Annotated in this window: 20 protein-coding genes; 8 read left to right on the top strand and 12 right to left on the bottom strand. The window is 58.9% G+C overall.

Features of this window, described 5'->3' with window-relative positions:
• Positions 1-112 precede the first annotated feature (112 nt).
• Both N018_RS04775 and colR read right to left on the bottom strand, forming a co-directional pair.
• Positions 113-1,402, bottom strand: coding sequence for a sensor histidine kinase (locus N018_RS04775; RefSeq protein WP_024647253.1), 1,290 nt, complete (start codon positions 1,400-1,402; stop codon positions 113-115).
• Positions 1,392-2,075, bottom strand: coding sequence for a two-component system response regulator ColR (gene colR, locus N018_RS04770; RefSeq protein ID WP_024647252.1), 684 nt, complete (start codon positions 2,073-2,075; stop codon positions 1,392-1,394). The genes N018_RS04775 and colR overlap by 11 nt, the downstream gene beginning before the upstream one ends.
• Positions 2,076-2,251: 176 nt before the next feature.
• Here colR and N018_RS04765 point away from each other — a divergent pair, with 176 nt between their 5' ends.
• The gene (locus N018_RS04765; protein ID WP_025388945.1) at positions 2,252-2,989 is read left to right on the top strand and encodes a phosphatase PAP2 family protein; all 738 of its coding nucleotides are present in this window, start codon (positions 2,252-2,254) and stop codon (positions 2,987-2,989) included.
• Between the two features lie 102 nt (positions 2,990-3,091).
• On the opposite strand, the gene groL is transcribed toward N018_RS04765, so the two are convergent.
• From groL to N018_RS04750, 3 genes are all read right to left on the bottom strand, one after another.
• The gene (gene groL, locus N018_RS04760) at positions 3,092-4,735 is read right to left on the bottom strand and encodes a chaperonin GroEL (protein WP_024647250.1); all 1,644 of its coding nucleotides are present in this window, start codon (positions 4,733-4,735) and stop codon (positions 3,092-3,094) included.
• 48 nt (positions 4,736-4,783) lie between these two features.
• Positions 4,784-5,077, bottom strand: a complete 294-nt coding sequence (locus N018_RS04755; RefSeq protein ID WP_003304675.1) for a co-chaperone GroES — start codon at positions 5,075-5,077, stop codon at positions 4,784-4,786.
• A gap of 252 nt (positions 5,078-5,329) precedes the next feature.
• On the bottom strand, positions 5,330-5,821 hold the full coding sequence (locus N018_RS04750; RefSeq protein WP_024647249.1) for an FxsA family protein: 492 nt from the start codon (positions 5,819-5,821) through the stop codon (positions 5,330-5,332).
• A 333-nt stretch (positions 5,822-6,154) separates the two neighbouring features.
• On the opposite strand from N018_RS04750, the gene N018_RS04745 reads away from it, so the two are divergent.
• Positions 6,155-6,913, top strand: coding sequence for an SDR family oxidoreductase (locus N018_RS04745; protein ID WP_025388944.1), 759 nt, complete (start codon positions 6,155-6,157; stop codon positions 6,911-6,913).
• 52 nt (positions 6,914-6,965) lie between these two features.
• Here the strand turns inward: N018_RS04745 and N018_RS04740 are convergent, their stop codons facing one another.
• A complete protein-coding gene (locus N018_RS04740) occupies positions 6,966-7,973 on the bottom strand; it encodes a DUF481 domain-containing protein (RefSeq protein ID WP_024647247.1) in 1,008 nt (335 codons plus the stop codon).
• Between the two features lie 160 nt (positions 7,974-8,133).
• Here N018_RS04740 and N018_RS04735 point away from each other — a divergent pair, with 160 nt between their 5' ends.
• From N018_RS04735 to N018_RS04725, 3 genes are read left to right on the top strand one after another with little or no spacing between them, the layout of a single operon-like run.
• A complete protein-coding gene (locus N018_RS04735; protein ID WP_025388943.1) occupies positions 8,134-8,490 on the top strand; it encodes an MGMT family protein in 357 nt (118 codons plus the stop codon).
• A 54-nt stretch (positions 8,491-8,544) separates the two neighbouring features.
• Complete coding sequence (locus N018_RS04730; RefSeq protein WP_024647245.1) at positions 8,545-10,095, top strand: AmpG family muropeptide MFS transporter; 1,551 nt, start codon at positions 8,545-8,547, stop codon at positions 10,093-10,095.
• Positions 10,096-10,123: 28 nt separating this feature from the next.
• On the top strand, positions 10,124-10,438 hold the full coding sequence (locus N018_RS04725) for a hypothetical protein (RefSeq protein WP_025388942.1): 315 nt from the start codon (positions 10,124-10,126) through the stop codon (positions 10,436-10,438).
• A gap of 68 nt (positions 10,439-10,506) precedes the next feature.
• On the opposite strand, the gene N018_RS04720 is transcribed toward N018_RS04725, so the two are convergent.
• Together N018_RS04720 and N018_RS04715 are read right to left on the bottom strand one after the other, a co-directional pair.
• Positions 10,507-11,337: a mechanosensitive ion channel family protein gene (locus tag N018_RS04720; protein ID WP_024647243.1), complete on the bottom strand. Its 831-nt coding sequence runs from the start codon at positions 11,335-11,337 to the stop codon at positions 10,507-10,509.
• A gap of 100 nt (positions 11,338-11,437) precedes the next feature.
• The gene (locus N018_RS04715) at positions 11,438-11,917 is read right to left on the bottom strand and encodes a YajQ family cyclic di-GMP-binding protein (protein WP_007248931.1); all 480 of its coding nucleotides are present in this window, start codon (positions 11,915-11,917) and stop codon (positions 11,438-11,440) included.
• A gap of 171 nt (positions 11,918-12,088) precedes the next feature.
• Between N018_RS04715 and N018_RS04710 the strand changes: the two genes are divergently transcribed.
• From N018_RS04710 to N018_RS04700, 3 genes are read left to right on the top strand one after another with little or no spacing between them, the layout of a single operon-like run.
• Positions 12,089-13,009 (top strand): putative 2-dehydropantoate 2-reductase, encoded by a 921-nt coding sequence (locus N018_RS04710; RefSeq protein ID WP_025388941.1) that lies wholly within the window; start codon positions 12,089-12,091, stop codon positions 13,007-13,009.
• A gap of 43 nt (positions 13,010-13,052) precedes the next feature.
• Positions 13,053-15,089: a sensor histidine kinase gene (locus N018_RS04705; protein ID WP_025388940.1), complete on the top strand. Its 2,037-nt coding sequence runs from the start codon at positions 13,053-13,055 to the stop codon at positions 15,087-15,089.
• Positions 15,090-15,104: 15 nt separating this feature from the next.
• Positions 15,105-15,683 carry a cob(I)yrinic acid a,c-diamide adenosyltransferase gene (locus tag N018_RS04700; protein WP_024647240.1) on the top strand — a complete coding sequence of 193 codons (579 nt, stop codon included), beginning with the start codon at positions 15,105-15,107 and terminating at the stop codon, positions 15,681-15,683.
• 139 nt (positions 15,684-15,822) lie between these two features.
• On the opposite strand, the gene N018_RS04695 is transcribed toward N018_RS04700, so the two are convergent.
• The 4 genes from N018_RS04695 to secA all read right to left on the bottom strand — a co-directional run bounded on the left by N018_RS04695 (position 15,823) and on the right by secA (position 21,528).
• The gene (locus tag N018_RS04695) at positions 15,823-16,773 is read right to left on the bottom strand and encodes a Nudix family hydrolase (protein ID WP_025388939.1); all 951 of its coding nucleotides are present in this window, start codon (positions 16,771-16,773) and stop codon (positions 15,823-15,825) included.
• 2 nt (positions 16,774-16,775) lie between these two features.
• Positions 16,776-17,402, bottom strand: a complete 627-nt coding sequence (locus N018_RS04690) for a glutathione S-transferase family protein (RefSeq protein WP_025388938.1) — start codon at positions 17,400-17,402, stop codon at positions 16,776-16,778.
• 57 nt (positions 17,403-17,459) lie between these two features.
• Positions 17,460-18,677, bottom strand: a complete 1,218-nt coding sequence (argJ, locus tag N018_RS04685; RefSeq protein ID WP_025388937.1) for a bifunctional glutamate N-acetyltransferase/amino-acid acetyltransferase ArgJ — start codon at positions 18,675-18,677, stop codon at positions 17,460-17,462.
• 109 nt (positions 18,678-18,786) lie between these two features.
• Positions 18,787-21,528, bottom strand: a complete 2,742-nt coding sequence (secA, locus tag N018_RS04680; RefSeq protein WP_025388936.1) for a preprotein translocase subunit SecA — start codon at positions 21,526-21,528, stop codon at positions 18,787-18,789.
• Positions 21,529-21,708: the final 180 nt, after the last annotated feature.

The raw sequence follows: 21,708 nt of genomic DNA, 5'->3' as shown, positions 1-21,708 counted from the left end.
GGCGAGGCAGGTGTTTCGAGATTTTACAGGGAGATAAACACCAGGTGTGACCAATCGACGAAATGCAGTCGATTTCTGATCACACACCAGCATTTTTTATCGAACAGGGCGTTCAGGCCTTGGTCACATTCAGGGTCACACTGAACCGGCAACCATGGGGCTCCATCGGGCTCAGTTCCACGCTCCAGCCCTGGTTGACACAAATACGCTGGACCAACGACAAACCAAGACCCAGCCCTTCGCCACGCTGCTCGTTGCCACGCACAAACGGCTCGAACATGGCCTCGCGCTTTTCTTCGGGAATGCCGACCCCACTGTCCTCGACCGTGAAGCTTTCAGCCTGCAAGGTCAACACAATGAACCCTTCGTCTGTGTAGTGCAGGGCGTTGCGCAGCAGGTTGCCCATGACCGCGTGCAGGAAAGTCGCGTTGTAGCGAATGTCGGACAGCTGGTCTTCGGGCGGAGGGTTGTAGGTCAGCGTGAGGCCCTTGCTCTCGATAGGGTCTCGCCACTGGGAGATCAGTTGCTCGGCAACACCTACCAGGGTGGCTTTCGGCGTCATGGCCGGGTCTTCACGCTGGGTGCGAGCGAGCATGAGGAAGGTCTGTACCAGATCGCGCATTTCTTCACAGGCACGGCCGATACGTTCGACCTGTCGGCGCGCGCGCTGGTCGAGCGCAGGGTTTTCCAGCAACAGCTCGCAGGAACTGGCCAGCACCATCAACGGCGTCCGCAGTTCATGACTCACATCGCTGGTAAACATGCGCTCACGGATCAGCGCCTGTCTGAGGCGCCCCAGCGTTGCGTCGAACGCCACGGCCAACTCACCCACCTCGTCGGCGGCGTAGTCGGGTGCCAGTGGCGGCGCAAGCCCCAGAAGCTGGTCACGGTGCCGCACCTGCCTCGCGAGACGCACGACCGGTGCCATGACTCGACGCGCCAGTACCCAGCCGAGAAACACCGCCAATGCCAGAGCCAGCACAAAACCCACCAGCACAACGGCGAACAGGACGCGCTCGCGCTCTTCGAAATCGCTTTGATCCTGAAGCAGCGCGTAATGCCGACCGTCCACCACTTCAATCATGGCGTGGTAGGACAATGGCCCGCGAAAAACCTCGTGAAAGCCCGGTTCAAGATGCCGAAGGTCCTTGGGCAGATCGAAATCGCCAGGACCGTTGCTGAAATAGAACAGCTGGTCAGGCTTGGGCCGGTGGCTCCAGTCGCTGACGCTGTCCATCAGCATCAGGCGATTGAGGTCGCCACCGAGGCCTGCAGAGATCAGTTTTTCTTCAACCAGATGGACGGTGGAGATGATGCCAATGGCGAACGACCCGGCGACCAGTGCACTCATCAATGCGAAGGCAATGATGATCCGTTGGGCAAGACTCTGTTTAAACTCCATCCCGGCCCTCGGCCAAGCGGTAGCCCACACCATGCACCGTTTGCAACAGCGGTTTGGCGAACGGTTTGTCGATCACCTGACGCAATTGGTGCACATGGCTGCGCAAGCTGTCGCTGTCCGGGCAATCGTCGCCCCACAACGCTTCTTCAAGAATCTCGCGGCGCAGCACATGCGGGCTTTTCTGCATCAGCACGGCCAGCAGCTTGAGCCCGACCGGGTTGAGCTTGAGCATGCGACCTTCGCGGGTGACCTCAAGCGTGTCGAGGTCGTAGATCAGATCGCCGACCTGCAAGGTACGCCGCCCGCCGCCCTGCGCGCGACGCAATACGGCTTCGATACGGGCGGCAAGCTCTGACAGGGCAAAGGGTTTGAGCAGGTAGTCGTCGGCCCCCGAGCGAAACCCTTGCAGACGGTCGTCCAGCTGGTCGCGGGCGGTAAGCATGATGACCGGCGTATCGCGACGAGCGTCCTCGCGCAGGCGCTTGCACAGCGTGTAGCCGTCAATGCCCGGCAGCATGATGTCGAGCACGATAAGGTCGTAATGCTCGGTGGCTGCCAGATGCAGTCCTGAGAGGCCATCCTGGGCGCAGTCGACGGTGTAGCCTTTCATGCCCAGGTAATCGGCCATGTTCGCCAGGATGTCGCGGTTGTCTTCAACCAGAAGAATTCGCATGGAGCACTCTCATATGCAGTTTGGGCTGGCGCAGCTTAAGACGAAGTGGGCCTCAGAGCCAGCGCCGATATGGCATGACGTTTTTTTCACCTATGATAAACAAAGCCCATGACACACTTTGAGACCTGCTGTCGCACGTAAAACAGCCGCCTTTTACCCATCGTTCTGGATTCGATATGTCGAAAACTGCCCTTCCCTACTCTCGTTCGCTCAATCCCTGGATTTACCTGGGTATCCCTATCGCTGTTGCGATAGCGCTGATACTGCTCGAACTAACCCCGCTGGACATGGACATTGCCAAAATGGTCTACGACCCCGTCAGCGGCGAGTTCATCGGCCGGCACAGTTACTTTCTCGAAGATGTCCTGCATGACCGCGCCAAACAGATGGTCATGGCCTTCGGTGCGCTGGCCATCATCGGTTTTGCTGCGTCATTCAAGGTAGAACGGCTGATTCCATGGCGCAGAGAGCTGGGGTGCCTTGTGCTGTCCATGGCCCTTTCAACTGCCTTCGTTACTCCTGTAAAAGTGGTGACTTCGGTGCAGTGCCCCTGGAGCCTGAAAGAGTTCGGCGGCCAGGAAACCTACAGCGAGCTGTTGAGCACACGTCCAGCCACCGACAAACCAGGGCGCTGCTGGCCCGGCGGCCATGCGGCTACCGGTTTCACCCTGTTCGCACTGTTTTTCATGCTTCGTGATCGTCGCCCTCGGCTGGCAAAAGCAGGGCTGGCACTGGCTTTCGGCCTGGGGTCGATATTTTCCATTGGCCGTATGCTGCAAGGCGCGCACTTCTTTTCCCATAACATCTGGACGGCCGTGTTCTGCTGGCTGATCTGTCTGGGAGTTTATTATTTCGTGTTGTATCGGCCAGCACCGAAGCAAGTCGCGAATGCGCAAACTCAAGCGGTTCGCTGAGTCTGATTATTCGGACATACGCTGCATAATAAAAAACCCCGCACTAGGCGGGGTTTTTTATGGGTGCAGCTTTATGGGTGTTGCTCGAGGGGTAAAGCCGGCTTACATCATGCCGCCCATACCACCCATGCCGCCCATGTCCGGCATGCCGCCGCCAGCGGCCTTGTCGTCAGCCACGTCAGCGATCATCGCTTCGGTGGTGATCATCAGGCTGGCGATGGAGGACGCCGCCTGCAGAGCAGAGCGAGTCACTTTAGCCGGGTCGAGGATACCCATTTCGATCATGTCGCCGTATTCGCCCGAAGCAGCGTTGTAACCGTAGTTACCCGAACCCTGCTTGACCTTGTCGACAACAACGCTTGGCTCGTCACCGGAGTTGGCAACGATCTGGCGCAGAGGTGCTTCAACTGCACGACGCAGCAGAGCGATACCGACGTCCTGATCGGCGTTGTCGCCTTTCAGACCTTCGATAGCCTGCAGCGAGCGAACCAGCGCTACGCCACCGCCAGGTACCACGCCTTCTTCAACGGCTGCGCGGGTTGCGTGCAGGGCGTCTTCAACGCGGGCTTTCTTCTCTTTCATTTCAACTTCGGAACCAGCACCGACCTTGATCACTGCAACGCCGCCCGACAGCTTGGCCAGACGCTCTTGCAGTTTTTCCTTGTCGTAGTCCGAGCTGGTGTCGCCGATCTGCTGGCGGATCTGGGAGATGCGCGAGTCGATGTCGGTCTTGACGCCAGCACCATCGATGATGGTGGTGTTTTCTTTGTTCAGAATGACGCGCTTGGCATTACCCAGGTGTTCCAGGGTAGTGGTTTCCAGGCTCAGACCGATCTCTTCGGAGATGACGGTACCGCCAGTCAGAACAGCGATGTCCTGCAGCATGGCCTTGCGACGATCGCCAAAACCTGGAGCCTTGACGGCTGCAACTTTGACGATACCGCGCATGTTGTTGACAACCAGAGTTGCCAGCGCTTCGCCTTCAACATCTTCAGCCACGATCAGCAGAGGACGACCAGCCTTGGCGACTGCTTCCAGAACCGGCAGCATTTCGCGAATGTTGGAGATCTTCTTGTCGACCAGCAACAGCAGCGGGCTGTCCAGCTCGGCAACCATGGTGTCCGGCTTGTTGATGAAGTACGGGGACAGGTAACCACGGTCAAACTGCATGCCTTCTACAACAGACAGCTCGTTTTCCAGGCCCGAACCTTCTTCAACAGTGATAACACCGTCTTTGGTCACTTTTTCCATGGCTTCGGCAATGATGTCGCCGATGGAGTGATCAGAGTTGGCCGAGATGGTGCCGACCTGGGCAATTGCCTTGGTGTCGGTGCAAGGCTTGGACAGCTTTCTCAGCTCTGCAACGATGGCGATGGTCGCCTTGTCGATGCCGCGCTTGAGGTCCATCGGGTTCATGCCGGCAGCGACAGCCTTCAGGCCTTCGTTGACGATGGCCTGAGCCAGAACGGTCGCAGTGGTAGTACCGTCACCAGCGTCATCGTTGGCACGGGAGGCAACGTCTTTGACCAGCTGCGCGCCCATGTTCTCGAAACGGTCTTTGAGTTCGATTTCCTTGGCAACCGACACACCGTCTTTGGTGATCAGTGGAGCGCCAAAGCTTTTTTCGATAATGACGTTACGGCCTTTAGGGCCCAGAGTCGCTTTTACTGCGTCAGCCAGGACGTTTACACCGGCGAGCATTTTTTTACGGCCAGCATCGCCGAACTTAACTTCTTTAGCAGCCATGATCATTATTCCTTAATACTTGGTGGTAACGGAAATCAGCGGAAGCACTCAGCCTTCGACAACAGCAAGAATCTCGTTCTCGCTCATCACCAGCAGGTCTTCGCCATCAACTTTCACTGTGTTGCTGCCGGAATAAGGGCCGAACACAACCTTGTCACCCACTTTCACAGCCAGCGCACGCACTTCACCGTTGTCCAGCACGCGGCCGGTACCCACAGCAACGATCTCGCCACGGTTAGGCTTTTCAGCAGCCGAACCTGGCAGAACGATACCGCCGGCAGTTTTCGTTTCTTCTTCACTGCGACGGATTACGACGCGGTCATGCAGAGGACGAAGCTTCATTGCGATCTCCTGATTATGTTTTTTTATCGCCCGGTGAGTGCACCGGCCGGTTCAAATCCGGACTTGCCGGTTACGGTTCGACGCGCGAACCGCAGAATACGGTCTGGCCTTCAGGCCAGAAACCTTTCGGTGACCCATACATAAGGGCGAGCAAGGTGATTACAAGTCTTGGCGCAGAAAATTTTTATAATCGGATGTCGGCCCGAAAACGAGCGCGGCACCCGAAGGTGCCGCGCTGCCGGGCGATACAGGTCACTTGTCGCGGTGTTCGAACTCGCCCTCGATGACATCGGGATCGCGGGTCGCTTGATGAATCGCTCCGGGGCGGCTTGCAGGCCCATGATTGGCCGGGGTCTGCAAATCATCCGCGAACGCGCGCTGACGCATTGCCTGAGCCTCGGCGCGCTGCCGCACCTTGCTGATCAGCAGACGGCGGGTTATCGGCAACAGACAGATCACGCCCAGAATGTCGCTGATGAAGCCGGGCAGCAGCAACAGACCACCACCCACGGCAACCATCAGACCCTCGAGCATTTCCTGAGCAGGCAATTCGCCGCGCGCCAGGCTTTCGCGCGCACGCAGTGCCGTTGCAAACCCGGCCACACGCATCACGAACAACCCGAGCATGGACGTCGCGACGACCAGCAGGAACGTCCAGAGAAAGCCGATGGACATCCCGACCCGAACCAGCAGAAACAGCTCAAGAACCGGGAATAATAAAAACAGCAGTAAAAAAACACGCATCAAATGAGTTCCTCAAGGGAAGAATGCCTTCCGAGTAGACCGTATGTGATGTCAGAAGATCGTTAATTCAAGCGCCATACGTCTCGGCCGCACGCTGATTATGCGCATAAACCAGCTGAACACAGGCTTCACGAACGTGTATCGGTGTATTTCAGAGCCGCAAAAATACCCACCGACGACGGCGGCGGACCTGGGCTAAAGCTCAGTCACGGCAGCCTTGTGCGAAGGGAAGACGAACGCGTCGAAACAGAATATAACGTCGTCTGGCTATGGCATAAGCACTCGCATCCAGCCAGTGACGCCATGGAAACGATCACTTGATTGGGCACGCACATGGAATTGAAAGGCAAGCTGATAATCATCACCGGCGGATGCCAGGGCTTGGGCAGAGCCATGGCCGAGTATCTGGCCGGCAAGGGCGCGAATCTGGCGCTGCTGGACCTGAATCAGGAGAAGCTGGACCAGGCCGTCGCGGCCTGTGAGGCGCTGGGCGTCAAGGCTCGCGCTTATCTGTGCAACGTCGCCAACGAAGATCAAGTCGTTGATACGGTCGACAAGGTCGCTGAGGACTTCGGTGCCATTCACGGTCTGGTCAACAACGCAGGCATCCTGCGTGACGGCCTGCTGGTCAAGGTCAAGGATGGCGTCATGACCAAGCTGAGCCTTGCGCAATGGCAGTCGGTCATCGATGTCAACCTGACCGGTGTCTTTCTGTGTACACGCGAAGTCGCAGCGAAAATGATCGAGCAGAAGAGTCAGGGCGCGATCATCAACATCTCCTCGATTTCCCGGGCCGGAAATATCGGACAGACCAACTATTCAGCCGCCAAGGCCGGTGTCGCTACAGCGACTGTCACATGGGCGAGGGAACTGGCGCGCTACGGCATTCGCGTGGCGGGCGTAGCGCCGGGGTTCATTGAAACCGAGATGACTGGCGGCATGAAGCCCGAGGCACTGGAAAAAATGACCTCAGCAATACCGCTCAAACGCATGGGCAAGCCGGACGAGATTGCGCACTCGGTGGCTTATATTCTGGAGAATGATTATTTCAGCGGACGCATCCTGGAGCTGGATGGCGCGATGCGCATTTAGTCACATCAATAAGTGAGCGACGCACCGTAAGCGTCGTCGCCCACTTATTGGTTTACCAGCTTACGCCGAAGCCAGCGGTGTAACGGGTCTTGTCGACATCGCCATTATCCGAACCGCTGATAACGTTTTTCTCGGCTTTCAGATTGAGCGAGGCCCACTCGGTCACCTTGTAACGCAGGCCCGCTTCGACATCCAGCGAGTAATCAGCCACACCGCTCAACGGTTTGCCCAGCTCGCCGTTGGTGAAGAACTCGACTTTCTTGCCGATCAGGTAGCGGTTGTAGTCCCAGGTGCCGGCAACAGAGTAGAAGTTTTCCTTCTGGTCATTGGAAAATTCGAAGTCTGTACGGTTCAGCAACGCACCGACCTTGAAGGCACCCAGTTCGTCATCCCACAACTGGTAGCCAGGACCGGTACCCACAACGCGCTGACGGGAGAGGTCTTCTACCTTGTCGCGCTTGTAACTGATGCGGCCGTCCCAGAAGAATTTCTCGGTCAGGAAGCGGTCCAGCGAGTACTCGGCGCTCCAGTTGTCGGTGCCGACCACTTCATCCGTAGTCTCGCGGTTGTAATCGCCCTTGGCGTTATGACGCCAGTCACCATGCCGAGCCGACGTCTTGAAGGAGACGTTGTAGTCATCAGTATCGTTTTCGGCCTGCTGGAAGTCCAGCGCGGCATCGATATTGCCCTTCCAGACCAGATCGGTGATGACCGGCTTCGGCTTGATGATCTGCTGAATGCTGGCCAGCTCGACCGTCTTCGGTGCCTCGCCATTGGCCAGCACCACCTTGCCGTCGTCGGCAGCTTGCAACGACTTGGCGACTTCGCCGGTGTGCTCATCCTGCTTGACCAGCAAAGGCTGGTCGCTTTTCAGGGTCTTGACCTGTTTCCAGTCCAGCGCGATAGCGCCACCGTATTCGGTCTGCAGCAGCAACTTGCCGCCATCGAACACTTTGATGGTGCCGGTCAGCCGATCGCCATTCTTCAACCAGACGGTATCGGCAAGCAACGGAGTGGATACGGCGGTGATTGCAAGGCACAGCAAGGTTCTGGACAACATAAGCGATAACTAGGCTCTGTAAGGCGGGAAATCGGGCATTATCCTGCAGGAGGGCGTTCGGGGGCTATCCATGTACCACTAGGCACGGTGGTAACTGACAGCCTTATCCAGCAAAAGTTCAGCGAACGACAATCAATATCGTTTTATACAGGATTATTGTGTGGCCGACCCGGACTTAACATTACCTTACCCCGATGGACAGTCACCCAACGAGGTACGACGTGCCGCTCTCTACCTGACGATGGCGCAAATACCGGAAGGCAAAGTGGTCGCCTACGGGCAACTGGCCGAGCTGGCTGGCCTTGGCCGCGCCGCGCGCTGGGTCGGGCGCACGCTGAGCCAGTTACCGGAGGGCTCCGCCCTGCCGTGGCATCGGGTTTTAGGGGCGGGCGGCCGCATCAGCCTGCCGGTGGGCAGCGCGTCAGGTGACGAACAGCGCGCACGCTTACGGGCCGAGGGCGTTACCATTATAAATAATCGGGTGGATATGCAGCGCCATGGCTGGCGTCCCCTATAGCACAGCGGTTAGAGTGCGCCCTTTGTTTTCGTAACCTGAGGCAGATTCCAGCCCATGCCCCGTAAAACCTGGCGCGCCGCGCTCGCCGCTTATGCCAGCCCGTCGACATTAGTATTACTGCTGCTCGGATTCGCTGCGGGCATGCCTTACATGCTGGTCTTTTCAACTTTATCCGTGTGGTTGCGCGAAGCCGGTGTCGCTCGTGAAACCATCGGCTATGCGAGCCTGATCGGTCTGGCCTACGCCTTTAAATGGGTGTGGTCGCCTTTGCTCGACCAATGGCGTCTGCCGCTGCTCGGTAAACTCGGGCGGCGTCGCTCCTGGCTGGTCCTTGCGCAGAGCCTGGTGATCCTGGGCCTGATCGGCATGGGCTTCTGCGATCCGCAAAAGCACCTATCGTGGTTGATCGCCATTGCCGTGGTGGTGGCCTTTGCGTCTGCGACCCAGGACATTGCCATTGATGCGTATCGCCTTGAAATCGCTCAGGACACCCAACAGGCTGCCCTCGCCGCCAGCTACATGTCCGGCTATCGAGTAGCGGCACTGCTGGCAACCGCGGGCGCCTTGTACTTCGCCGAGGGTTTCGGCTCGACCGGCTTTGCCTACAAGCACTCCGCATGGACCGGCACCTACGTGCTGTTCGGCCTGCTGATGCTGCCAGCACTGGCCACCACGCTGATCATGCGCGAGCCGCCAGTGCCGTTGCGCACCCAACTGTCAGCCGCACGTTACGGCTTCACGCACCAGTTGGCGTCGGTGTTCGTGCTCATTGTGTTGCTGGTCTCAGTACCGGCGATGTTTACCCAGCTTTACAACACCGACTTCGCCAGCGTGCTGTTCAACGGAACCAGCTGGATGGACCTGCTGCTGGAAGACCGGGCCTTCCTGCGCGCGATCCTCTACACACTCCTGACCTTCGCCTGCCTGTCTTCGATGGGCCGTCGTGGTCTGGCACCCGTACTGACGCCTATCAACGATTTCATCATGCGCTATCGCTGGCAGGCCCTGCTGCTGCTGGGCCTGATCGCGACCTATCGGATGTCGGATACGGTCATGGGCGTGATGGCCAACGTGTTCTACATCGACCAGGGCTTTACCAAGGACCAGATCGCCAGTGTCAGCAAGATATTCGGTCTGGTCATGACCCTGCTGGGCGCAGGTGCCGGTGGCTTGCTGATCGTGCGCTTCGGCATCATGCCAATCCTGTTCATCGGCGGCTTTACTTCGGCAGCGACCAACATCCTGTTCCTGCTGCTGGCGGACATGGGGCCGAATGTGAAGATGCTGATTCTGACTATCTCGCTGGACAACCTCAGTTCCGGACTGGCGACGTCGGCGTTCGTCGCCTACCTGTCGAGCCTCACCAACCTGAAGTTCTCCGCCACCCAGTACGCCTTGCTCAGCTCCATCATGCTGCTGTTGCCACGTCTGCTGGGCGGTTATTCTGGCGTGGTGGTGGAAAAGTTCGGCTACCACAACTTTTTCCTGATCACCGCCCTGTTGGGTATCCCGACACTGGTGATGATCATCCTGCAATGGAACAGAGAGCTACGCACGGCGAAGACCGAGGAGCCTAAAGAAGCGACCTCCATCGACCAGCCCTGATCCCTGGCCAACCCATCAAGGAACACCATTGGACACTGAAAACAAAGCACGCCCTTTCAACCCGGTTCCACTGGGCCTTATCAGCCTTGGGGTCTGGCTGCCGATCATAGGCGCCGCCTACCTGTCGCAAGGGCCTGCTGATGCGTCCGGCTCGACGGCCTTTGGCGGTGGCACAGTCATCCTCGCGCAGATTGAAATCTTCGCCGTCATCTTCCTGTTGCTTTACGCCATCGCGATAAAGCCGTGGAGGCTGTCCAGAACAGTACGCGCAGTGTTCTGGATCAACGCAATGGCCGCAGTTGCCGCGGCGATCACGATCATTACTACGTTGGCCAGGATGTAGTGAGACGAGACGAAAAAGCCCTGACGTTTACAATGTCAGGGCTTCTTTCGTATCAGAAGAGCTGTCAGTTACTCCTGAACCATCCGCACAATCCGCTGCGGCAGTGGGATCTCGATGCCCGCGTCCTTCAAGCGGTCGCGCGCTTCGATGTTGAACATCGACGTCACATCGCCCATGTCGCCAGTACTGGTCCAGACCCGCAATGACAAGGTAATCGCGTTCTCGCCGAGCGCGGCCACCACGGCCTGCGGGGCTGGGTCTTTCAGCACGCGCGGGTCGTCGGCCATGTCCAGCAGGACCTGCAATGCTTTCCTCAAGTCTGCATCGTGGCTGACACCGATGTCGAAGGTGATCTTGCGGGTTGGCTGACGGTTGGTGTTGGTGATGATGCCGTTGGACAGGTTGCCGTTGGGAATGATCACGGTGCGGTTGTCGCCGGTGCGCAGCACGGTGTGGAAGATCTGGATGTTGTCGACGGTTCCCGATACCCCTTGGGCCTCGATCCAGTCACCGATGCGGAACGGGCGAAACAGCAGAATCAGCACGCCGCCCGCGAAGTTCGCCAGGCTGCCCTGCAGAGCCAGACCGATGGCCAGACCGGCAGCACCGATTGCGGCCACGAATGAGGTGGTTTCGACGCCGATCATCGACGCGACGCTGACCACCAGCAGGATTTTCAGAATGACGTTCGCCAGGTTGCTGACAAAGCCCTGCAAGGCCAGGTCGGCGTGTCGCAATGCCAGCAAAGCACCCAGTTTGCCGGTCAGCCGGTTGATCAGCCACCAGCCCAGGCACAGTGTTACCAAGGCCAGCAGCAAACGGCTGCCGTATTCCATGATCATCGGAATCCACGCCTGCGACGCTTGCCACAGATGACCGACTTCAGCGTTTAAATCCATTGTTGCCCCCATACCCGTTACTAACCGATGTCAAATCGCGCTCAAGGCGATTCGAACTGGCGGGGGAACGCAACGGTTCCCCGCAGCTCAGTGCACCTGTTCAGTCACGGAAGTTGTTGAATTGCAGCGGCATGTCCGCATCGTAGGCGCGCAGTGCCGCGATGGCTTCTTGCAAGTCGTCACGCTTCTTGCCGGTCACGCGAACCTGCTCGCCCTGAATGGCGGCCTGAACCTTGAGTTTGGCTTCCTTGATGTGGGCGACGATTTTCTTCGCCAGCTCCTTGTCGATGCCTTCGCGCAGCGTGGCTTCCTGCTTCATCAGCTTGCCGGACGCATACGCATCTTTGACTTCCAGGCACTTGGCGTCGATCTTGCGCTTGACCAGCGCCAGCTTGAGGATCTCGATCATGGCTTCCAGCTGAAAGTCTGCTTCAGCGGTCAGCGTGATGGTCAGTTCCTTGAACTCGAACGTGCCTTTGCCTTTGAGGTCGTAGCGACGGTCCAGCTCTTTGATGGCGTTGTCGACGGCATTCGTGACTTCGTGTTTATCCAATTCGGACACTACGTCGAACGAGGGCATGTATGTTCTCCAGATAAACGGCGTGCGCACAATGTTCGGGCACGCATGACTTGACGGTTTGAAAGAACGCTCATTATAACGAGACTTTCCCTGCGTTCACTGTGAGCCTTTCATGCACATCCCTGTTTTCACGTTCAACAGACCGTTCCAGCCCATGATCGTGCCACGCTGATGGCGGTGATCTGGCATGTGCTGGGGGCCGGCAGCCTGGGCAGCCTGTGGGCGGCACGTCTGAGCCGGGCAGGTCTGCCGGTGCGCCTGATACTGCGCGACGCCGATCGGCTGGCGGCGTATCACGCCAATGGTGGCTGCGTGACGCTGGTCGAAAACGCTGTGCCGCATGCCTATGCCGTCGAAGCGCAGACGGCTGAGCAGCAAGCGCCCATCGAACGGCTGCTGGTTGCCTGCAAGGCCTACGACGCTGAGCAGGCTGTTGCGCAACTGACGCCGCGTCTGACGGCCAACGCCGACGTCATCCTGCTGCAGAACGGTATGGGCAGTCAGGATGCGGTGGCCGCTCGAATACCACACGCTCGCTGCATTTTCGCGTCCAGTACCGAAGGCGCGTTTCGAGAGTCGGACTGGTGCGTCAGGTTCGCCGGCCATGGTTTCACCTGGTTGGGTGATCCCGCAAACCCGGCTGCACCGCAGTTTTTGCAGGACCTGCACGACAGCAGTATCCCGCACGAATGGACGCCGGACATTCTCTCTCGCCTGTGGCGCAAGCTGGCGATCAATTGCGCGATCAACCCGCTGACGGTGCTCCACGATTGCCGAAATGGCGGTTTGCTGGAACACGGCTGCGAGGTTGCGACGTTATGCGCAGAACTGGCTCAGTTGCTGGAGTGCTGCGGCCAGCCCGCCGCCGCGCAGGAGTTGCACAGCGAAGTGCTGCGCGTGATCACTGCCACGGCGGCCAACTACGCGTCGATGCATCAGGACGTCGCCCACCGGCGCCGCACCGAAATCAGCTACCTGCTTGGCTTCGCGTGTGCTGCCGCCATCCGCCATCGCTGCCCGACGCCCCACCTGCAGCATTTGCAGGCGCGTCTGACAGCTCATCTGGCAAGCAAGGGTTTGCGTACTGACTAGCCCGCGCTACCCTGCTCGCACCACCCGTCAATGCGACTTGCCCATGCCCTTGCGCCAACGCCTGGAAAACCTGCCGGTAGGCCAGAAACTGCTGGCCGCCCTGCTGGTCCTGATGACCACCGTGCTGCTGGTCGCCAACCTGACCTTCATCAGCGCGGCCTATTACATCTCTCAGGAAGCCATGGCCCCGCAGGCCCTGCAAACCATCGGCCGCCTGATCAGCAGCGCCAACCTCAACGAGCGAGCCTTGTACTCGCCGAACGAGGCGCGTGCCCTGCTCAAGGAACTGAGAAGCTACGGGCCGTTACGTGCAGCCGCCGTGTATGACAACAACGGCGAGCGGCTCGAACAGATGCATCAGGGCGAAAGCCTTGAGCTGCCCAAGCATTTCAAGGACCTGGACAGCTGGCGCCTGACGGAATTTCGCAGCACTCAGGTCATTACCGTGCCAAAAGGCAATGAACCGCCAGGGCATCTGTTACTGGTCGCCAGCAGCGAGCTGCCGCCTGCGTTCTACACGGGCACGCTGACCGCCAGCCTGGGCATTCTGGTGTTCAGTGTGCTGCTCTGGCTGGTGGTCGCACGGCAGATCCGGCGCTTGATCACCGAGCCTATCTATCAACTGGAAGAACTGTCCCGGCGGGTGACCCGCGAAGAGAACTACGCCCTGCGCGCCGAGCCTGGCAATGAAGATGAAATCGGTAGCCTGGCCGAAGCATTCAACACCATGCTGTCGCGTATCGAGGCCCGCGAGCAGCAACTCAAGCGCGCCCGGGACGACTCTCAGGAAGCCTACGATCAAGCCCAGGGGCTGGCCGAGGAAACACGCCACACCAACCGCAAGCTGGAGCTGGAGGTTCAGGTACGCAGCAAGATCGAGAAGAAGCTCACCGGCTTTCAGAACTACCTCAACAGCATCATCGATTCGATGCCTTCGGCAATGATCGCGCTGGACGAGCAGCTCTACGTGACGCAGTGGAATCAGGAGGCTACCGCGCTGTCCGGGACGACGCTGGACGAAGCACTGAATCAGCCGATCTTCCTCGCCTTCGAACCGATGCGCTCGTTCCTGCCGCAGATCAAACACACTGTCGAGCGGCACAGTGTGACCAAGATCGAGCGCGTGACCTGGATCAAGAACGACGAGGCGCGCCATTACGCATTGACGTTCTACCCGCTGACCGGCGATGCCGGGCGTGGTGTGGTGATCCGCATCGACGACATCACCCAGCGTATTTCGCTGGAAGAAATGATGGTGCAGTCGGAGAAGATGTTGTCTGTCGGCGGCCTGGCAGCGGGTATGGCACATGAGATCAATAATCCGCTGGGGGCGATTCTGCATAACGTGCAGAACATCCGTCGGCGCCTGTCCCCGGAACTGCCAAAGAACATCGAACAAGCCGAAGCCGACGGCATTGATCTGGCGGTGGTCAATCAGTATCTGGAGAACCGCGAGGTTCCAAAGCTGCTGGATGGCATTCAGCAGGCAGGCGCCAGGGCGGCGAAGATTGTCAGCCACATGCTCAATTTCAGCCGCCTGAGCAGCCGCCAGTTGTCGCCCTGCGATCTGCCCGCGTTGATCGATCAGGCGGTGGAAATCGCCAGTAACGACTTCGACCTGACCATCGGTTTCGACTTCAAGGGCCAGCACATCATTCGCCAGTTCGACCCGGAGCTGGGCCCGGTGCCGTGCATCTCCAACGAACTGGAGCAGGTCCTCCTGAATCTGCTGAAAAACGCAGCGCAGGCCATTCATCAACGGCCTGACAGCGCTGAACCAGGGCGCATCATTCTGCGCACTCGCCTTAATCCGCCGTGGGCCGAAATTCAGGTAGAAGACAACGGCATCGGCATGTCGGAAAGCGTGCGCAAACGTACCTTCGAGCCTTTCTTTACCACCAAGGAAATTGGCCAGGGCACTGGACTGGGGCTTTCGGTGTCGTACTTCATCATCACCAATAACCATAAAGGCCAGATGGAGGTGCAATCCTCCCTCGGCATGGGAACCTGCTTCACGCTGCGTTTGCCTCTGGTCGCCAATCAGGTAAGTGTGCAGCAGCAGGTTATTTCTAAATCCTGATCAGGAGCCATCGCAATGGGCTTTCGTTTGTCGAAGATTTACACACGCACTGGCGACACCGGAGAAACCGGGCTGGGTGACGGCCGCCGTGTCTCCAAGGATCACCCGCGCGTCGAGGCCATTGGTGAGGTCGATACGCTGAACAGCCAGCTGGGGCTGTTGCTGGCGGGGTTGATTGACGAGGCTCAGCGCGTTCCGGCGCTCAATGAAGTGATTGAGGTGCTTGCGCCCTGCCAGCATCGGTTGTTTGATCTGGGTGGCGAATTGGCGATGCCGAGCTACAAGGCGCTGAACAGCGCCGAGGTCGAGCGGCTGGAAGCGGCGATTGATGTCTGGAATGACGAGCTGGGGCCGCTGGAAAACTTCATCCTGCCGGGCGGCTCCTCGCTGATCGCCCAAGCGCACATCTGCCGCAGCCTGGCGCGTAGCGCCGAACGCCGCTGCCAGCACCTGAACGCAGTAGAACCGCTGGAAGGCGCAGGGCTGGCGTACATCAACAGGCTGTCGGACCTGCTGTTTGTCGCCGCCCGATTGATCGCCAGAAGACAGGGCATTGCCGAGATACTCTGGCAGCCCGCGCCCAAGCCGGTTTAATTGGCAGGCGGGCTGCGTGTGACGCGGAGCGTCGTGAAAGGCATGCCCACGCTGGAGCGTAAGGAACGATAATCTCAACTATCGTGCGACGCTCTGCGTTGCCATGCCGTTCAGGACGCTCTGCGTCCTGTTTTGCGACTCAGACGATCTCGTCAGGCCAGAACGCGCGGATTCCAGCCACGCCTTGCGCGCCGCCTTCCCAGGCTTTTTGACGTTCCGCAGGGCCTACCCCACCCAACAGAAAAACCGGTTTGTTGAAGCCTGCGATCAACTGTGTCGCCTGCTCCCAGCCCAGTGGCTGTGCATCTGGATGGGTCAGGGTTGGCTGGACCGGTGACAGGGTGACGAAATCCACGCCCATCTGTTCGGCCAGGGCCAGTTCTTCTGCGTTGTGACAGGACGCAGCCAACCAGCGATGCTCAGGGAACGGACGGCCGCGGCTGGCGTACTTGCGCAGCTGTTCCGCCGTGAGGTGCCAGCCAGCGGACGGAAAGTCCCCCAGCCACTCCAGAGGGCCTTTGAGCATGAGTTGCGCCTTGCCTGCGCACAAGCCCGCTGCATCGACTGCCAGATCGCGATACTTCGGATCGTAGCCGCCCGGTGCCCGCAACTGAACCAGCTTGATACCACCGGCGATTGCTTTCTGCACGCCACGCAACAACTCGATGTTGTCCAGCCCGTCAGGCGTGATCAGGTATTCGCCAGGCAAGCGTGCCGCTGCGACAATCGGCTGGTTGGCCGCCGGAAACTCATAGCTGGCCAGCTCCCGAGGCGTCGCCCAGGCCAACGGCTGACCTTCTGCGCCATGCGGCTCGCCGGTGAATGCAGAAACCTCCCACACATCCAGCAGCACTTGCTTGTCCGGATAATCGTGGCACACCTTGATTAATGGACGAGCAGTGGTCACCACGATGCCCAGCTCTTCCTGCAGTTCACGTGCGAGTGCCGCCTCAACGGTCTCGCCCGCCTCGACCTTGCCACCGGGAAACTCCCAGAGCCCGCCCTGGTGCTGGCTGTCGGCACGTCGGGCGATCAGGACTTTGTCGTCTGCGCCACGGATAACAGCGGCGGCCACATGCACTCGTTTCACGATCAGGACTCCTGCAGACCAGCCTGCTGCCAGCGCTTGAAGGCAGGCCAGTGGTAGATGGTTTCGATGTAAGCCAGCGCTTCTGCCGGCAACTCGACACGATAGCTGCGCAAACGAATCGCCACAGGTGCGAAGAACGCATCGGCAATACTCGGTTTACCGAACAGGAACGGACCGCTTTCAGCAGCCGCGGCGTGGCACTCGGCCCACAGCGCGACGATGCGGTCGATGTCGTTCTGGGTGTCGACCGGAATCACTTCCAGCGCTTGATCATGGCGCAGGTCCATCGGCATGTTCGAGCGCAGGCTGACGAAACCGCTGTGCATCTGCGCGCATGCCGAGCGAGCTTGAGCTCGGGCAGCGGTGTCGCTCGGCCATAGCGCCGCATCAGGGAAGCGCTCGACCAGGTATTCACAGATCGCCAGAGAATCGATGATCGTGCCGTGTTCGCACTGAAGTGCAGGCACCTTGCCGGTCGGAGAGTATTTGAGGATGTTCTGGCGGGTATCAGGCTGGTTGAGGCGGATCACCTGATCGGTGAACGGCGCGCCGGTCATTTCCAGCACCAGCCATGGACGCAGCGACCAGGAGGAGTAGCGTTTGTCGCCGATAATCAGATGCAGGCTCATGGTTCAGCTCCACTGAGTCCGGCGCGAAGACAGGCTGCCCACACGCCGGACGTTGAATCAGGTGCGGTATTCCGCGTTGATCTTCACGTACTCGTGAGAAAGATCGGTGGTCCAGATGGTTTCGCTGCAATCACCACGACCCAGTTCGATACGGATGGTGATTTCTTCTTCAGCCATGACCGCCGAACCCTGCTCTTCGGTGTAGGTGGTCGCTCGGCAGCCTTGGCTGGCGATACAGACGCCACCGAGGAATACATCGATCTTGCTCACGTCCAGATTCGGCACGCCCGCACGGCCGACAGCGGCCAGGATACGCCCCCAGTTCGGGTCGGAGGCGAACAGCGCGGTCTTGATCAGGGGTGAGTGAGAGACGGCATAGCCGACGTCCAGGCATTCCTGATGATTGCCACCGCCATTGACTTCGACAGTCACGAATTTGGTCGCGCCTTCGCCGTCGCGCACGATGGCCTGAGCGACGTCCATGCAGACGTCGAACACGGCCTTCTTCAAAGCCTCGAACAGCGGGCCTTTGGCTTCGGTGATTTCGGGCAGATCAGCCTGGCCGGTCGCGATCAACATGCAGCAGTCGTTGGTCGAGGTATCGCCATCGATGGTGATGCGGTTGAACGACTTGTTGGCGCCGTCGCGGATCAGGTCTTGCAAGACGCTCTGCGAAACTTTGGCATCGGTCGCGATGTAACCGAGCATGGTCGCCATGTTCGGGCGAATCATGCCCGCGCCCTTACTGATGCCGGTCACGGTGATGGTGACGCCATCGTGAGTGAACTGGCGGCTTGCGCCTTTGGGCAAGGTATCGGTGGTCATGATCCCGGTTGCCGCAGCGGCCCAGTTATCCACAGACAGATCGTCGAGCGCGGCTTGCAGGGCGCCTTCGATCTTTTCCACAGGCAACGGCTCGCCGATTACGCCCGTTGAATACGGCAGCACTGCAGACGCATCAACGCCCGTCAGTTGCGCCAGCGCTTCGCAGGTACGACGCGCCGCAGCCAGACCCGGCTCGCCGGTACCCGCATTGGCATTGCCAGTGTTGGTCAGCAGGTAACGCACAACGCCCTGCACACGCTGCTTGGCCAGAATGACCGGAGCGGCGCAAAACGCGTTCAACGTGAAGACACCGGCAACGCTGGAGCCTTCGGCACAGCGCATGACCACGACGTCCTTGCGCCCCGGACGCTTGATGCCGGCAGAAGAAATGCCGAGTTCAAAACCGGGAACCGGGTGCAACGCAGGCAAAGGACCAAGACCAACAGCCATCGGGGTGCTCCTCAAGGAGTGTGGCGCCGTCCACATCGGTACGGCTATCAATGAAAAAACGCCGCGACGGGCAAGCCGGTCGCGGCGCAGGTATTACACGGTCAAAGGCTTAGTTGATCTGGCCGTGACAGTGCTTGAATTTCTTGCCCGAACCGCACCAGCACAGCTCGTTGCGACCCAGTTTCTGGTCGTTGCGCACGGGTTCCGAAGCGACTGCAACAGGTACTTCGCCGCCCTCTTCATCCAGCAACGGCTGATCGATGCCCGGCGCTGGCGCGTGTTCGAACTGCATGCGGCTGGCCAGTTCTTCGGCTTCGCGACGCAGGCGTGTCTCTTCTTCCTCCGGATCTTCGCGACGAACCTGAACATGCGACAGGACACGAATAGTGTCGCGCTTGATCGAATCGAGCAGCTCCTGGAACAGGGTGAACGACTCGCGCTTGTATTCCTGCTTCGGGTTCTTCTGAGCGTAACCGCGCAGGTGAATGCCGTGACGCAGGTGGTCCATGGTCGACAGGTGATCTTTCCACAGATCGTCCAGCACACGCAGGAGGATCTGCTTCTCGAAGGAGCGCAGCGCTTCGGCGCTGGCCTGATCTTCCTTCTCGTTGTACGACACCAGCAGCTGCGCCATGATTTTCTCGCGCAGGCTGTCTTCGTGAAGACGATCATCCTCATCGAGCCACTGTTGAATCGGCAGTTGCACAGCGAAGTCGGTATTCAGCGCAGCTTCCAGACCAGAGACATTCCACTGCTCAGGCAGGGACTGCGGCGGAATGTGCTGGCTGATAAGCGTATTGAGCACTTCTTCACGGAAGTCGGCGATGGTTTCGCCAATGTTGTCGGCGGCCAGCAGCGTGTTACGCATGTGATAAATCACTTTGCGCTGTTCGTTGGCAACGTCATCGTACTCAAGCAGTTGCTTACGGATGTCGAAGTTACGACCTTCCACTTTGCGCTGCGCTTTCTCGATGGCATTGGTCACCATACGGTGTTCGATGGCTTCACCGGACTGCATGCCCAGGGCCTTCATGAAATTCTTCACCCGGTCAGAGGCGAAGATGCGCATCAGGCTGTCTTCAAGCGACAGGTAGAAACGGCTGGAACCGGCGTCACCCTGACGACCGGCACGGCCGCGCAACTGGTTGTCGATACGACGCGATTCGTGACGCTCGGAGGCAATCACGTGCAGACCACCGGCTTCGATCACTTGCTGATGGCGTTTCTGCCAGTCAGCCTTGATCTGTGCGATCTGCTCCGGGGTCGGGTCTTCCAGGTTGGCAACTTCGACTTCCCAGTTGCCGCCCAGCAGAATGTCAGTACCACGACCGGCCATGTTGGTGGCGATGGTGAGCGCACCCGGACGACCGGCCTGTGCGATGATTTCTGCTTCTTTTTCGTGGAACTTGGCGTTCAGAACCTTGTGCTCGATACCTTCCTTGGTGAGCAGATTGGACATGTGCTCGGACGTTTCGATGGTCGCCGTACCGACCAGCACCGGGCGGTTTTCCGCCATGCAGGCCTTGATGTCGGTCACGATGGCCGCGTACTTCTCTTCCGCCGTCAGATAGACGAGGTCGTTGAAGTCCTTGCGCGCCAGTGCCTTGTTCGGCGGAATGACCATCACGGCCAAATTGTAGATCTGGTGGAATTCGAACGCTTCGGTATCGGCTGTACCGGTCATGCCGGACAGCTTGTTGTAGAGACGGAAGTAGTTCTGGAACGTGGTCGAAGCCAGCGTCTGGCTTTCAGCCTGGATGTTCAGACCTTCCTTCGCTTCGATGGCCTGGTGCAGACCTTCCGAGAGGCGACGACCCGGCATGGTACGACCGGTGTGCTCATCGACCAGCAGAACCTGACCGTCCGAAACGATGTATTCGATGTTGCGATTGAACAGTTTGTGCGCACGCAGACCGGCATAGACGTGGGTCAGCAGGCCAAGGTTGTGCGCCGAGTACAGGCTCTCGCCCTCGGCCAGCAGGCCGACTTCGGTGAGCATTTCTTCAATGAACTGGTGACCGGCTTCGTTCAGCTCGACCTGACGCGTCTTCTCGTCAACGGTGAAATGGCCCGGCTTGGTGACTTCGCCTTCGACTTCCTCGATGTGCTGCTCGAGCTTGGGGATCAGGCGGTTGATTTCGGTGTACAGCTTGGAGCTGTCTTCGGCCTGACCGGAAATGATCAGCGGCGTACGCGCTTCGTCGATCAGAATCGAGTCGACTTCGTCGATCACGGCGAAGTTGAGTTCACGCTGGAACTTGTCGTCCATGCTGAACGCCATGTTGTCGCGCAGGTAGTCGAAACCGTATTCGTTGTTGGTGCCGTAAGTGATGTCGGCAGCGTATGCGGCGCGCTTCTCTTCCGGTGGCTGGAATGGCGTGACGATGCCTACGGTCAGACCGAGGAATTCGTACAGCGGGCGCATCCAGTTGGCATCGCGGCGAGCGAGGTAGTCGTTCACGGTAACTACGTGAACGCCCTTGCCGGACAATGCATTGAGGTACACAGCGAGAGTACCGACGAGGGTTTTACCTTCACCGGTACGCATTTCCGCGATCTGACCTTCGTGCAGGGTCATGCCGCCGATCAACTGAACGTCGAAGTGGCGCATGCCCATGACACGCTTGCCCGCTTCACGAGCGACGGCAAAGGCTTCAGGCAGCAATTGATCGAGGGTCTCGCCTTTGGCTATGCGGGCCTTGAACTCTTCGGTCTTGGCGCGCAATTGCTCGTCCGAAAGGGCCACCATTTGCTCTTCGAAGGCATTGACGATCTGTACCGTCTTGAGCATGCGTTTGACTTCACGCTCGTTCTTGCTTCCAAAAAGTTTTTTCAACAAAGGCGCAAACATATCGACAGGATCTTCCACACATAGGAATGGAGGGCGGCCCCGTGAGTCGCCCGTGCAGCCCAGATGGCCACATGCGAACGAGCATTCTACCCGGAAACGATGGTGAGGAAAGTGGCGTTATTCCACGATGCTGGCACAGCGCTGTGACGGGGCAGATTTACAATGGGGCCATTTTCAAGC

This window comes from Pseudomonas syringae CC1557, from assembly GCF_000452705.1.
Taxonomy (GTDB): Bacteria; Pseudomonadota; Gammaproteobacteria; order Pseudomonadales; family Pseudomonadaceae; genus Aquipseudomonas; species Aquipseudomonas syringae_F.
The sequence above is the reverse complement of the archived record's forward strand: the minus strand, read 5'-3'. Positions and strand labels throughout refer to the sequence as shown.

Excerpts from the sequence above, each read along its gene's own strand:
- N018_RS04775 (WP_024647253.1), bottom strand. The coding sequence starts at position 1,402 with ATGGAGTTTAAACAGAGTCTTGCCCAACGGATCATCATTGCCTTCGCA.
- colR (WP_024647252.1), bottom strand. The coding sequence starts at position 2,075 with ATGCGAATTCTTCTGGTTGAAGACAACCGCGACATCCTGGCGAACATG.
- N018_RS04765 (WP_025388945.1), top strand. The coding sequence starts at position 2,252 with ATGTCGAAAACTGCCCTTCCCTACTCTCGTTCGCTCAATCCCTGGATT.
- groL (WP_024647250.1), bottom strand. The coding sequence starts at position 4,735 with ATGGCTGCTAAAGAAGTTAAGTTCGGCGATGCTGGCCGTAAAAAAATG.
- N018_RS04755 (WP_003304675.1), bottom strand. The coding sequence starts at position 5,077 with ATGAAGCTTCGTCCTCTGCATGACCGCGTCGTAATCCGTCGCAGTGAA.
- N018_RS04750 (WP_024647249.1), bottom strand. The coding sequence starts at position 5,821 with ATGCGTGTTTTTTTACTGCTGTTTTTATTATTCCCGGTTCTTGAGCTG.
- N018_RS04745 (WP_025388944.1), top strand. The coding sequence starts at position 6,155 with ATGGAATTGAAAGGCAAGCTGATAATCATCACCGGCGGATGCCAGGGC.
- N018_RS04740 (WP_024647247.1), bottom strand. The coding sequence starts at position 7,973 with ATGTTGTCCAGAACCTTGCTGTGCCTTGCAATCACCGCCGTATCCACT.
- N018_RS04730 (WP_024647245.1), top strand. The coding sequence starts at position 8,545 with ATGCCCCGTAAAACCTGGCGCGCCGCGCTCGCCGCTTATGCCAGCCCG.
- N018_RS04720 (WP_024647243.1), bottom strand. The coding sequence starts at position 11,337 with ATGGATTTAAACGCTGAAGTCGGTCATCTGTGGCAAGCGTCGCAGGCG.
- N018_RS04715 (WP_007248931.1), bottom strand. The coding sequence starts at position 11,917 with ATGCCCTCGTTCGACGTAGTGTCCGAATTGGATAAACACGAAGTCACG.
- N018_RS04710 (WP_025388941.1), top strand. The coding sequence starts at position 12,089 with ATGGCGGTGATCTGGCATGTGCTGGGGGCCGGCAGCCTGGGCAGCCTG.
- N018_RS04705 (WP_025388940.1), top strand. The coding sequence starts at position 13,053 with ATGCCCTTGCGCCAACGCCTGGAAAACCTGCCGGTAGGCCAGAAACTG.
- N018_RS04700 (WP_024647240.1), top strand. The coding sequence starts at position 15,105 with ATGGGCTTTCGTTTGTCGAAGATTTACACACGCACTGGCGACACCGGA.
- N018_RS04690 (WP_025388938.1), bottom strand. The coding sequence starts at position 17,402 with ATGAGCCTGCATCTGATTATCGGCGACAAACGCTACTCCTCCTGGTCG.
- argJ (WP_025388937.1), bottom strand. The coding sequence starts at position 18,677 with ATGGCTGTTGGTCTTGGTCCTTTGCCTGCGTTGCACCCGGTTCCCGGT.
- secA (WP_025388936.1), bottom strand. The coding sequence starts at position 21,528 with ATGTTTGCGCCTTTGTTGAAAAAACTTTTTGGAAGCAAGAACGAGCGT.